The organism is Streptomyces sp. NPDC016309 (genome assembly GCF_043077235.1).
Taxonomy (GTDB): Bacteria; Actinomycetota; Actinomycetes; order Streptomycetales; family Streptomycetaceae; genus Streptomyces.
In genome coordinates, this window is sequence record NZ_JBIBSG010000003.1 from 320,059 (window position 1) to 332,767 (window position 12,709).

The 12,709-nt window shown below is 73.8% G+C and carries 9 protein-coding genes and 1 riboswitch; of the genes, 4 read left to right on the top strand and 5 right to left on the bottom strand.

Going from position 1 to position 12,709, the window contains the following annotated elements; translation table 11 throughout:
* Positions 1-2: 2 nt before the first annotated feature.
* Positions 3-1,604, top strand: a complete 1,602-nt coding sequence (locus ACF068_RS09290; protein WP_392273556.1) for a polyamine aminopropyltransferase — start codon at positions 3-5, stop codon at positions 1,602-1,604.
* A 28-nt stretch (positions 1,605-1,632) separates the two neighbouring features.
* On the opposite strand, the gene ACF068_RS09295 is transcribed toward ACF068_RS09290, so the two are convergent.
* The 3 genes from ACF068_RS09295 to ACF068_RS09305 all read right to left on the bottom strand — a co-directional run bounded on the left by ACF068_RS09295 (position 1,633) and on the right by ACF068_RS09305 (position 6,211).
* On the bottom strand, positions 1,633-1,797 hold the full coding sequence (locus ACF068_RS09295; RefSeq protein ID WP_392273557.1) for a hypothetical protein: 165 nt from the start codon (positions 1,795-1,797) through the stop codon (positions 1,633-1,635).
* Between the two features lie 154 nt (positions 1,798-1,951).
* Positions 1,952-2,740, bottom strand: a complete 789-nt coding sequence (locus tag ACF068_RS09300) for a transglycosylase SLT domain-containing protein (RefSeq protein ID WP_392273558.1) — start codon at positions 2,738-2,740, stop codon at positions 1,952-1,954.
* Positions 2,741-2,745: 5 nt separating this feature from the next.
* Positions 2,746-2,941: riboswitch (cyclic di-AMP (ydaO/yuaA leader) on the bottom strand.
* 594 nt (positions 2,942-3,535) lie between these two features.
* Positions 3,536-6,211, bottom strand: a complete 2,676-nt coding sequence (locus ACF068_RS09305) for a SpoIIE family protein phosphatase (protein ID WP_392273559.1) — start codon at positions 6,209-6,211, stop codon at positions 3,536-3,538.
* Between the two features lie 323 nt (positions 6,212-6,534).
* On the opposite strand from ACF068_RS09305, the gene ACF068_RS09310 reads away from it, so the two are divergent.
* Entirely contained in the window at positions 6,535-7,650 is a 1,116-nt protein-coding gene (locus ACF068_RS09310) for a S1 family peptidase (protein WP_392273560.1), read from the top strand.
* A 224-nt stretch (positions 7,651-7,874) separates the two neighbouring features.
* Here the strand turns inward: ACF068_RS09310 and ACF068_RS09315 are convergent, their stop codons facing one another.
* Positions 7,875-8,045, bottom strand: a complete 171-nt coding sequence (locus ACF068_RS09315; protein WP_392273561.1) for a hypothetical protein — start codon at positions 8,043-8,045, stop codon at positions 7,875-7,877.
* A 191-nt stretch (positions 8,046-8,236) separates the two neighbouring features.
* Here ACF068_RS09315 and ACF068_RS09320 point away from each other — a divergent pair, with 191 nt between their 5' ends.
* Both ACF068_RS09320 and ACF068_RS09325 read left to right on the top strand, forming a co-directional pair.
* Positions 8,237-9,490 carry a DUF3419 family protein gene (locus tag ACF068_RS09320; RefSeq protein ID WP_392273562.1) on the top strand — a complete coding sequence of 418 codons (1,254 nt, stop codon included), beginning with the start codon at positions 8,237-8,239 and terminating at the stop codon, positions 9,488-9,490.
* A 13-nt stretch (positions 9,491-9,503) separates the two neighbouring features.
* Positions 9,504-10,229: a class I SAM-dependent methyltransferase gene (locus ACF068_RS09325; RefSeq protein WP_392273563.1), complete on the top strand. Its 726-nt coding sequence runs from the start codon at positions 9,504-9,506 to the stop codon at positions 10,227-10,229.
* On the opposite strand, the gene ACF068_RS09330 is transcribed toward ACF068_RS09325, so the two are convergent.
* The gene (locus ACF068_RS09330; RefSeq protein ID WP_392273564.1) at positions 10,202-12,430 is read right to left on the bottom strand and encodes an MMPL family transporter; all 2,229 of its coding nucleotides are present in this window, start codon (positions 12,428-12,430) and stop codon (positions 10,202-10,204) included. The genes ACF068_RS09325 and ACF068_RS09330 overlap by 28 nt on opposite strands.
* Positions 12,431-12,709 lie beyond the last annotated feature (279 nt).

Consider the following 12,709-nt stretch of genomic DNA (forward strand, 5'->3'; position numbering starts at 1 on the left):
GCATGGGCACCACCGTCCTGGACCGCACCGCCCCGGCCGCCGGACCCCGGCCGCCGGGGCCCCGCGCACGGGGAACGCGCTTCCTGCTGCTGCTCGCGGTGTTCGTCTGCGCGGCCTGCGGCCTGGTCTACGAACTGGCGCTGACGGCCCTCGGCAGCTACCTCATCGGCAACTCCGTGATGCAGACCTCCGTGGTCATCTCCGTCATGGTCTTCGCCATGGGCATCGGGTCCCTCGCGGCCAAGCCGCTGCAAGGGCGCGCGGTCGGCGCCTTCGCCCTCGTCGAGATCCTCCTCGCGCTGGTCGGCGGCCTGTCGGTGCTCATCCTGTACATGGCCTTCGCCTGGCTGCGCCTCTACATGCCCGCCATGGTGGTCGTCTCCTTCGTCGTCGGGCTCCTGGTCGGCGCCGAGATCCCGCTGCTGATGACCCTCCTCCAGCGGATCAGGCGCCAGGAGGCCGGCAGCGCCGTCGCCGACATGTTCGCCGCCGACTACGTCGGCGCGCTGGCCGGCGGCCTGTGCTTCCCCCTGCTGCTCCTGCCGGCCTTCGGCCAGCTCAAGGGCGCGCTGGTGGTGGGCGGCGTCAACGCCGTCGCCGGTGTCGTCGTGGTGCTGTGGATCTTCCGCCGCGAAACCCGCCCGATGGTGCGCAACGGGCTGCTGGCCGGCGCGGGCGGCGTCCTCGCCGTCCTCGCCACGGTGTACGTCCTGGCCGACGACATCGAGGTCACGGCACGCCAGCAGCTCTACCGCGACCCCATCGTGCACGCCGAGACCACGCCGTACCAGGACATCGTGGTCACCCGCTCCACCGCCTTCACCGGGCAGCCCGACACACGGCTGTTCCTCAACGGCGACCTCCAGTTCTCGTCCGTGGACGAGTACCGCTACCACGAGGCGCTGGTCCACCCCGCGCTCGCCGGGAAGCGCTCCTCCGTGCTGATCCTGGGCGGCGGAGACGCGCTGGCCCTCCGGGAGGTTTTGCGCTACGACGACGTGGACACCGTCACCCTCGTCGACCTCGACCCGGCCATGACACGGCTGGCCCGCACCTTCGCCCCGCTGCTCGACCTCAACCGGCACGCGCTGTCCGACCCGCGCGTCACCGTCGTCAACGCCGACGCCTTCAACTGGCTGCGGGACGCCACCCGGCGCTACGACGCCGTCCTCATCGACTTCCCGGACCCGGACACCGCCGCCCTCGCCAAGCTGTACAGCGTCGAGTTCTACCACCTGCTGGGCCGCGTCCTGACCCCCGACAGCCGCGTCATGGTCCAGGGCGGGTCGCCGTTCTTCGCGCCCAAGTCGTACTGGTCCATCGCCGCCACCATCGGGAAGGCCGGCTACGCGACCACCCCCTACCAGGTCGACGTCCCCAGCTTCGGCAACTGGGGCTTCGTCCTCGCCACCCCCGGCGCCGACGGCCCGCCCCCGAAGCTGCGCCTCGCGGCCGACGCCCCGCCGCTGCGCTTCCTCGACGACGACGTCCTCGCGGCCGCCACCGTCTTCCCCGTCGACCGGCGCCCCCAGGACGTCCGCGCCAGCACTCTGATGGACCCGGCGGTGCTGGAGTACACCCGCCACGAGTGGCAGAACTACTGAGCGTGCCCGCCCGTGAGGGCGGCAGGGGTCAGCCGCGGCGGGGGCGCTGGCAGGCCGGGCAGGGCCGGTCGTGGCCCTGGGCGTCGATCACGGTGCCCCATTCGCCGCAGTCGTGGCAGTTCCGGGCCAGGGTGATGTCGATGCGGAGGGCGGGGGCGGGGGCGGGAGCGGTCGGGTCGGCTTCGTGGGCCATGCGGGAAAACTCCTCGTACAACGCGGTATGCGTAAGTTTGCACGATTTGGCATGGTTATGCAATGCCGGTGCGGTGGTGCGGTGGTTCCCGGGCGGAAACGCCGGCGGGGCCGGCCGCGAGGGTGCGGCCGGCCCCGGTGCGGGAGCGGGAGGATCAGTACGGGCCGTTGACGTTGTCGATCGAGCCGTACCGGTCGGCCGCGTAGTTGCAGGCGGCGGTGATGTTGGCGACCGGGTCGTAGAGGTCGGTCGAGGTGCCCGGCACGTGGTAGGCCTCGAAGGTCGGGGCGATCACCTGGAGGAGGCCCTTGGAGGGCGTTCCGGCCAGGGCGTTGGAGTCCCAGTTGTTGATCGCGAGCGGGTTGCCCGAGGACTCGCGCATGATGTTGCGGTGGATGCCCTCGTACGTGCCGGGGATGCCGTGCTGGGCCATGATGTCCAGCGCCTCGCGGATCCAGCCGTCCAGGTTGTCCGGGTAGGACACGGCCTTGGCGGCGGCCGGGGCGGCCTGGCGTACGGCGGACCGGTCGGCGCGCTCGGGGGCGGCGGAGGGGCGCGCGGCCGCGGCCTTGCCGGCGATGGTCAGCTTCAGGCCGGGGCGGATCAGGGACGGGTCGGCACCGATGGCCTTGCGGTTGTCGTCGTAGAGCTTCTTCCAGCCGCCGCTCACCCCCTGCTCCCGCGCGATCTTGGACAGGGAGTCGCCCGCGACGACGGCGTACGTGACGGTGCCGGCCTTCTTGGCGGCGGTCGTGGCGGCCGGCGCGGCGGACACGGCGGTGGTGACCGCGTGCACGGCGCTGGGCGCCGCGCTCGGTGCCGCCTCGGCGGCCGTGGCACCGATCATCGGCAGCGCGAGCGCCGCGCCACCCGTGCCCGCGGCCAGGAGGCGGCGTGCGAGCGGGCTGTTCTTGGCACGACGGTGCTTACCCTTTGCGGGCATGGCGAAATTCCTCTCCGTCGCCTGCGAGGTGAGCTGTCGGGTTCGGACGGGAGATGTCCGGCCGTGGTATTCACCACGACTTCACCCCGAGCCGTTCCGGTGTGATCCGGGCCGGCGGCTTACCTGGGTCCCCCGCTCCTGCCGTTGGTCCGTGAGTGGGTGGGGTTACCGGACGGCGGCAGGATTCGGCGGTCCATCCGGATTGAGGGGACCGTAAGCGAGAGAGGCCGCACGGAACAAGGCTGGAATTCCACACGCGCGGTTACCGCCGTGAAGTGGTGGACCGTCAACTTCGCAGTTCCCATACGGAAATACGGGCATGTGCGAGGGCTCGTGGAGGCAGGGCGCGGTGATGCTTATCACGCGGACCTCGGAAGGGCGACAAGTCGCCTATGTATGGCTGGACATGGGCACATGCCGCGTTACCGGCTTAGAGCCCATCGCGGGGTAAATGGGGCGTAAGGCTGCCGACTGGGCGGGTGATCGCCGGTCACTCGCGAGGAGCGCCGGGCGCGAACCACGGATGGCCGCCCCGATCGACACTCCCGTGGATCCCCGGGAACGAGCGGCATCGGCCCCCTTCCCACATTCACGCCTCGCGAAAGCAAGGCGGAGACGGTCCGAGTCCTGTCGACGGCGTCCGGAGCGGACGCGGCTTCTTTCCTGCGGCGGTCCGGTCGTCCATTGATCCACGCGTACCGGCCGGCCCGTGGTAACGCCGCGATCATTCAGGAATTCGGCGCCGGCGGGAAAGGAGCAAAACGGCCCTCGTCCATTCGGCGGGAATGGATCACTTCACCAGGAGATGTCGTCCAGCATCAGCTCCACCGGCTGCCGGGGCCCCGCGGACGGGGACTGCTCGGTCCACATGACCTTCCCGGTCGGGGTGTACCGGGTGCCCCACCGTTCGGCGAACTGGGAGACCAGGAACAGCCCCCGCCCGCCTTCGTCGGTGGTGGCCGCGCGCCGCAGGTGGGGGGAGGTGCTGCTGCCGTCCGACACCTCGCAGACCAGCCGGCGCTCGTACAGCATCCGCACGCGGATGGGCTCCGAGCCGTACCGGATGGCGTTGGTGATCAGCTCACTGAGCATCAGCTCGGTGGTGAACCCGATGTCCTCCAGTCCCCACTGCTCCAGCTTCCGGCCGCACGCGGCCCGGACGCCGGCGACGGCCGCCGGGTCGGCCGGCACGTCCCAGTCGGCGACCCTGGACGGGTCGAGCAGCGTGGTGCGGGCCACCAGCAGGGCGATGTCGTCGCGGCGGTGCGGCGGCAGCATGGCCCGGAACACGGCCTCGCAGGTCTCCTCGGGCGGCCGGCCGGGGTGACCGGACAGCGTCTCGTGCAGCTCCCGCAGACCGATGTCGACGTCCCGCCGCCGGTGCTCGATCAGGCCGTCGGTGTACAGGACGAGCTGGGTGCCCTCGGCGAGCCGGAGCTCGGCCGTCTCGAACGGCAGCCCGCCCAGCCCCAGGGGCGGGAAGACGGGCACCTCGGGGCAGTCCACGGTGCCGTCCGGGCGGACCAGCGCCGGGACGAAGTGCCCGGCGGTCGCCACGCTGCACCCGCCGGTCGCCGGGTCGTAGATCGCGTACAGGCAGGTGGCACCCGTGATGCCCTCCCCGTTGCCGTCCCCGCCCTCCTCCTGGTCGATGCGGGTGACCAGCTCGTCCAGATGGCCCAGCAGTTCGTCGGGCGGCAGGTCCAGCGCGGAGAAGTTGTGCACGGCGGTCCGCAGCCGGCCCATCGTGGCGGCGGCGTGCAGACCGTGGCCCACCACGTCGCCGACCACCAGGGCCACCCGGGCCCCCGGGAGCGGGATGACGTCGAACCAGTCGCCGCCCACCCCCGCCTGCGCGGGCAGGTAGCGGTACGCGATGTCCAGCGCGCTCTGCTCGGGCAGCACCCGCGGCAGCAGGCTCCGCTGGAGGGTGACCGCCATGGTGTGCTCGCGGGTGAAGCGCCGCGCGTTGTCGACGGCCACGGCGGCCCGGGCGGCCACCTCCTCCGCGAAGGCGAGGTCCTCCTCCTCGAACGGCTCGGCACGCTCCGAGCGCCAGAAGTTGGCCATCCCCAGCACCACCCCGCGTGCCTGCAACGGCACCGTGACCAGCGAGTGGATGCCGTACGCGAGGGCCTCGTCGGCCCCGGACGGGTCCTGCGCCCGCCAGCCGTGCGCCACGCTCAGGTCGGCCTCCAGCACCGCGTGCCCGGCCGCCAGCGCCGCCGCCATCGGCGTGGTCGGCACCGCGAACCGGACGAGGTCGCCCACCGGCTGGAGCGGGTGGTCCTCCCGGATCCCGCACACCGCGGTGCGCCGCATCTCGGTGTGCCCGCCCGACGGCTCCTCGCCCCGCAGCACCGGATCCAGCAGCTCCACCGTCACGAAGTCCGCGAACCCCGGGACCGTCACCTCCGACAGCTCCTCGGCGGTGCGTACCACATCCAGCGTCGTCCCGATCCGCACGCCCGCCTCGTACAGCAGCCTCAGCCGCTCCCGCGCGACCTCGGCCATCCCCGACACCGCGCGCAGCTCGGTGGTGTCGCGCAGCGTCGCGACCGTGCCGACCGCCCCGCCGTACGGGGCGGTCGGCCGGGTGTTGACCGCCAGCAGCCGGTCCCCGGCCAGGTGCACCTCGTCGGTCACGGCACGGCCCGAGGCCAGCAGCCCGGCGGTGCTCTCGTCCAGCCCGAGCGCCGTGACGGGGCGCCCCTCCGCGTCCGGCGGCAGCTCCAGGAGCCGGCGCGCCTCGTCGTTGGCCAGGGTCAGCCGGCCGTCGTCCCCGATGATGAGCACCCCTTCGCGCGCCGCGTGCAGAACGGCGTCGTGGTGTTCGTACATCCGGGTCATCTCGGTCGGCCCGAGCCCGTGCGTCTGGCGCCGCAGCCGCCTGCTGACCAGCGCCGAGCTGCCGACCGCCAGCACCAGCGCGGCACCGGCGGAGGCGAAGAGCACCGGAAGGTGCCGGTTGACGGAGTCCCCGACGTTCTCGATGGAGACCCCCGCGCTCACCAGGCCGGCCACCGACCCGTCGGGGGCGGTGACGGGCACGACCGCCCGGGCCGCGTCGTTCGGGGCACCTTCGAAGATCTCGGTGAACGCGGTCCCCGCCGTGGCGCGCTGGACGCCCTCGGCACGGACACCGATCAGCGAGCGTTCGTTGTCGGCGACGCGCGTCCCGTCGGGCCGCATCACGGAGATGAAGTCCACGCCGGAGCCGTTGCGTGCCCGCACCACCGCGGCCTGGAGCGCGGCCGTCGGATCGGCGGACCTCAGCGCATCGATCGTGCCCGGCGCGTCGGCGAAGGACTCGGCGGTGGCGAGCGAACGGTTCTGGGCGTCCTGCTCCCCGTCGTAGCGCGCCTGGAACGCCAGTCCCACCACCGCGGCCGTGATCAGCAGCACCGCCACCAGCACCTGGAGCAGCAGCACCTGACCGGCGACGCTGCGCACGCCCAGCAGGGACCGCATCCCCTCACCGGGCGGCCGTCCGGCCGCGCCGGGACGGGCCCTGCCCCGGGGCCGGTCCGGAGCGTCCGGAGCGTCCGGCGCGCGTCCCGGGACCGGGCGGCCCGACGCCCGCCTGGTCCGTCCGAGACGTCCGCTCATGAACCATTTCTAACACCGCTCCCTCGTGCGCAGCGACCCACGGGCGCACGCCCGGCCCCCGTCGCCGTACCGGGAAAGCGGAGCCGGGGTGAACACATCCGCCGCGCCGCCCGTACCTAGGGGCGGACGCGTCCCCCGGCCGCCGTCGGCGACCGGAGTCCGAACCACCAGCAGGAGCAGCGGAGTTGAGTCACAGGCGCATACCCAAGCGAAAAGCCGTCCTGGCGGGAGCCGGGGCGGTCGGCATTGTCGCGGCGGCGATCCTGCTGCCCAACGCCAACGCCTCACAGTCCGGCCCCGCACCGGGGACGGCGACCGCCACGACCATGAGCGCCGCGTCCGCCGCACAGGTGGCCAGGCAACTGGGCCAGTCCCTCGGCGACTCGTACGCCGGGGCCTACTACGACAAGGCCGCGCGCCGGCTCGTCGTCAACGTGGCGGACGGCGACGGCACCGACAAGGCCGCGGTCGAGCGGGCGGGCGCGGTCGCCCGGGACGTGGAGCACAGCACCGGCGAGCTGACGGCGGCGACCCGGACGCTGTCCCGGAAGGCCGGCATCCCCGGGACGGCCTGGGCCCTCGACCCCCGGACGAACCAGGTCCTCGTCACCGCCGACCGCACGGTCACCGGTGAACGCTGGGACAAGCTGGAGTCCACGGTCGCCTCACTGGGCGAGGGCATGGCCCGCATCCAGAAGTCCAAGGGGGAGTTCAAGCCGTTCGTCGACGGCGGTGACGCCATCTTCGGCGGCGGCTCGCGCTGCTCGCTGGGGTTCAACGTGACCACCCAGGACGGCGCCAACGCCTTCCTCACCGCCGGTCACTGCACCGCCGCCTCCCAGCAGTGGGCCGACCAGAACGGCACGCCGCTCGGCTCGGTGCAGGAGAGCGTCTTCCCCGGCCAGGGCGACTTCGGCCTGGTCACGTACGACGACCCCAACGCGGAGGCGCCGAGCGCCGTCGACGTGGGCGGCGGCCGGAAGCTGGAGATCCGGCAGGCGGCCGAGGCGGCGGTCGGGCAGCAGGTCTTCCGGATGGGCAGCACCACGGGGCTGCGGGACGGGCAGGTCACGGGCCTGAACGCCACCGTGAACTACCCCGAGGGCACCGTCACCGGGCTCATCCAGACCAACGTGTGCGCCGAGCCCGGCGACAGCGGCGGCTCCCTCTTCACCCGGGAGGGCGACGCCATCGGCCTCACCTCGGGCGGCAGCGGCAACTGCGACGTGGGCGGTGAGACGTTCTTCCAGCCCGTGACGACCGCCCTCGCCGCGGTCGGCGCCCGCATCGGCAACGGCTGACCGCCGCACCGGTCGCCCGGGCGCCGCGCCCGGTCCCTCCCGGTCCGAACCGCCTCCCGGAGCCCTTGCCGGGCGTCCGGGGGCCTATGGGTACCGCCCCGGGGCCTCCCCCGGACGCCGGTGCGGGCCCATGGGCCGGGCGGCCGGGGGAGGGGCGGGTGCGTACCCGGGCGGTGGGGCCGTCCCTTCCGGCCCGGGGCGAGCCGCGCCCCGCCCGCCCGGGGTCAGGCCCCGGGAATGAGCAGCAGGGGGGTCCGGATCCTGGTGGGGGCCTCGCGGCGGGGTGGCGACGGGCGCCGGGGGGCGCCGCGTGCCACCAGCGCGAGCGCGGCCAGGGCGAGGGCCGTTCCGGCCAGGCCCACGGGCGTCACCGCCCGTCGTGGTCGCCGTCCCATCCCCGTTCCTCCCTCGCTCGGTCCACCGGACAGCGTCCACCCGGCGGGTCCCGCGAGGCGTCCGCGCCGGGCCGGACGGCGCCGGAAACCGCCCGCCCGGCCCAGCGCGTCACCGCCCGGCGTTCCGCCGCCCGGGCGAATCCGGGTGTCCCCGCACCGGCCGGGGCGCCCCATCCAGCAAGGTGAGAGGCATGTCCTCGTACCCCACCGCCGATGTGACGCCGGTCGCCGACCACCCCCCGGCGCTGCCGGGGCCCCGCGCGGGCACCCCGCTGGCAGGGCGGGTGTTCAGCGCCCTCCACGACCGGAAACTGGTCTACAACGCGTGCTGGGAGGACCCGGCGCTCGACCGCGCCGCCCTCGGCATCGGACCCGACGACCATGTCCTGGTCATCACCAGCGGCGGCTGCAACGCCCTGGACTACCTGCTCGCCGGAGCCGGCAGGGTCACCGCCGTCGATGTCAACCCGCGCCAGAACGCCCTGCTGGAACTGAAGGCCGCCGGCGTCCGGCGCCTGTCGCACGACGCGTTCTTCGAACTGTTCGGCACCGGGCGATCGGTACACGCCCACCGGCTCTACCGGGACGCGCTGCGACCGGACCTGTCCCCCTTCGCACAGCGGTTCTGGGACGGGTACATCGAGGCCTTCGCGGGCCGAGGCTGGCGCAACTCCTTCTACTACCGGGGCACGTCCGGCTTCCTCGCCAAGGGCCTGATGCTCTTCCTGCGCCGCTTCCAGGGCCTCGGCCCGGACCTGGACGAGCTGCTGGCCGCGCCCACCCTGGAACGGCAGCGGCACATCTACGAGTCCCGGCTGCGCGACCGGCTCTGGTCGGCGGCGCGGCTCGCCGCACAGCCGGTCGCCCTGAACCTGGCGGGCGTCCCGCCGGAGCAGCGCCGGGAGATCGCCGACGAGTACGCGGGCGGCACCGCCCAGCTCGTGCACGACGGACTGGACGCCATCTTCGGCCGGCTGCCCCTGGCCGACAACTACTTCTGGCGCGCCTACATCACCGGTTCGTACACGGAGACCTGCTGTCCCGAGTATCTGAAGGCCGGCAACTTCGTTCGTCTCCGGGAGGCCCTGCCGCGCCTGGACGTGCGCACCGCGACCGTCACCGGGTTCCTCTCCCGGACCGCGCCCCGGCCGGACGTCTCGAAGTTCGTCCTGCTGGACCACATGGACTGGATGGGCTGGCGCGACCAGCCCGGGCTGGCCGAGGAGTGGCAGGCCATCGTGGACGCCGCCCGCCCGGGCGCCCGTGTGATCTATCGCAGCGCCGGACTGACCACCCGCTACCTCGACCCCGTACGCGTTCGCCACGACGGACGCACCCGGCGGCTGACGGACCTGCTCCGGCGTCACCCGGAACTCGCCGCCCGGCTGCACGAGCGGGACAGGGTGCACACCTACGGCAGCTTCCACATCGCCGACCTGCCCTGAGCGAGGAGCATCCATGGGAATCCGGTCCGACCTGCGCACCATCCGCCACATGGCTTTCCCGCGCGTCGCCGGCACCACACCGGCCGAGCGCATGGAGTCCTACTACCGTTCCACGGCCGCCGACTACGACGCCTTTCGCGAACGGCTCCTGCACGGCCGCCGTGAACTGGTCGGCCTGCTTCCCGCCGCGCCCGGCGGCCACCTGGTCGACATGGGCGCCGGCACCGGCAGCAACATCGCCCACCTCGACGAGCGGCGCCGCAAGGAGTACGGGCGCATCACGCTCGTCGACGTCTCCGCCTCGATGCTGGCCGTGGCACGCGACCGCGTCGAACGGTCCGGCTGGGACAACGTGGAGACCGTCCTCGCGAGCGCCACCGACTACCGGCCCCCGGAGGGGCGGGCCGACGTCGTGGTGTTTTCCTACGCGCTGACGATGATGCCCGACTGGTTCACGGCCGTGGACCACGCCCGGGCCATCCTCCGGCCCGGCGGGACCCTCGCCGTCTGCGACTTCTACGTCTCGCGCAAGCAGCCCTCCGGCGGCGTCCGCCACGCCGCGTGGCGGCGGCACCTGTGGCCCGCCTGGTTCAGCCACAACAACGTCTTCCTGTCGCCCGACCACCTGCCCTACCTGTGTGCCCGGTTCACCCCCGTGCACGTGCGCGAACGCCTCTCCCCGGTCCCGTACCTGCCGGCCCGGGTGCCCACCTACCTCTTCACCGGCACCAGGGACTGAGGCGCGGGACGCAGGGCCGGGACCCACCAGTTGGCCCGGCCCAGCAGCGCCATCAGTGCGGGGGCCAGCAGCAGCCGGATCACCGTGGCGTCCACGAACACCGCCACCGCCAGGCCCACCCCCACCACCTTCAGCAGCAGCAGGCCGGACGCCGCGAGCGCCGCCATCACCACGACCACGACCAGCGCGGACGCCGTGAACAGCCCGGCCGTGTGCTGCACGGCACGCGCCACGGCCCGCCGTGTCGGCGCCCCCGCCCCGTGCTCCTCCACGGTCCGCGACAGCAGCAGCACCTCGTAGTCCATCGACAGCCCGAAGGCCACGCACAGCACCAGCACCGGCACCACGGTGTCGGTCACCCCCGTCACCGTGAACCCGCCGAGCCACCCACTCAAGTGCCCCTCCTGGAACACCAGCACCATGACCCCGAACGTGGCGCTCAGGCTCAGCACGTTCAGGACGAGCGCCTTCAGCGGGAGCACCACACTGCGCGTGCACCACCCCAGCAACAGCAGCGTCACCACCGCGATCAGCGACAGCGCCGGCACCAGCCGTGCCCGGATGGCGTCCGCGAGGTCGGCGAGCCACGCCTGCGTGCCGCCCACCAGCGCCGGCACCGGCGACGAGACCGCCCGTACCGCCCGTACCACCGACACGCCCTCCGCCGTCTCGGGACCGACGTCGGTGACGACCGCCGCCCACGCACCGGCCCCCGAGGCGTAACCGTGCCCGGGCACCGGGGGCGCCACCCGCCGGCCCTCCCGGTACGTCCCGGTGGCCGTCTCCACCCGGGCCACGTGCTCCAGCCGGGCCAGCCGCCGGGCGTAGCCGTCCAGCGCGGCCGCCCCGGCGCGGGCGTCCAGCCCGGGCAGCGCCACCTGCACGGGGTTCAGGGCGTGGTGGTCGAAGTCGCGGCGCACGGTGTCCGTGGCCCGGCGCGTCGCCGAACCGGCGGGCAGCGCCCGGTCGTCGAACGTGCCGAACCGGGCGTCCGTGAACGGCAGCACCAGGGCCGTCAGCAGCGCGCCCAGCACCAGCACCACCGGCACCGGGCGGCGCATCACCGTGTGGGCGAGGCGGTACCAGCGGCCGCCGTCCGGGGTCGTCCACGGCCGGCGGCGGCGCACCGACAGCGCGTCGACACGGGGACCGAGCAGGACGAGCGCCGCCGGCAGCGCGGTGACGGCGAGCAGCGCGCTCAGCGCCACCACCGTGATGCCGCCGTACGCCACCGACCGCAGCATGTCGAGCGGGAACACCAGCAGCGCCGCCAGGCTCCCGATCACCGTCAGCGCGGAGCACACCACCGTGCGGCCCGTGCTGCACACCGTGGCCACCAGCGCCTGGTGCGCGGCCTCGCCCGGATCGGGCTCGTCGCGGTACCGCGCCCGCTCCTCGCGGTACCGGGCCATCATGAACAGGCTGAAGTCCACCGCCAGCGCGAACCCCAGCGCCGTGGTCAGGTTCAGCGCGATCACCGACACCGTCGTGAGCTGGGACAGTCCGGTCAGGAACGCGACCGCCCCCACCACCGCGCACAGGCCCACCAGCAGCGCCAGGCCGGCCGCGACCACACCTCCGAAGACGAGCACGAGCACGGCGGCGGTCAGCGGCGCGGCGAGCAGCTCGGTGCGCCGGAGGTCCAGCCGGCTCTGCCGCTCGATCGCCAGCCCCACCGGCGTGGCCCCCGTCGCGCCCACCGCCAGCGGCCCGTGGCGGCCCGTCAGCTCGCGCAGCAGCGGCTCCACGTCCCTGTGCGCCGTCGCCTCACCGCTCGCCACCCGCAGCAGCACCAGGGCCGAGCGCCCGTCACGGCCGCGCAGCGCGGCGGGACGGCCCGGCCAGTACGAGCGGACCTCCACCACCTTCGGCAGCCGGCGCGCCCGCTCGGCCAGCCGCGTCCCCGCGGCCACCGACGCCGGGTCGTCCACCGAACCGCCGGGGCCGGCCGTCGCCACCAGGGTGACCGTGGGGCTGCCGCTGCGGAACGCGGTGGAGAGCGTGTGCTCCGCCCGCGCCCACTCGGCGCCCGGTGCCGTCGTACCGCCGTGGTAGAGGTTCTCGTTCACCCCCACGGCGGTGACCGCCGCGACCAGCAGCGCGCAGCCGGTCAGCACCAGGGTGCGGACGGGGAAGCGCAGGACCAGACCGGCGAGGGCGCCCAGCGGGTCGGCGGGCAGGAGCCGCAGGTTCCGTTTCACGATCCCGGACCGCACATGTTCTCCTGACGCCTTCGCCCCGGAGCCGTCACCCCGGCCGGACTCGGACTCCCCAACCTCCCACACCGGTCTCCGGCGCGGCCGCCGCGACCCGGGGGGTGTACTCGGACGGCGGAAGCGCCCGCCGGGCCCGCACCCGCCGTTGCCCCACCGGCCCTCAGAGGTCGGTGCGCCCTCTACCGCCCGGCCCGGCGACCGGAGGGGACCTCCCGCCACCGCCCGGCCCGGAGACCGGAGGGGACCTCCCGCCACCGCCCGGCC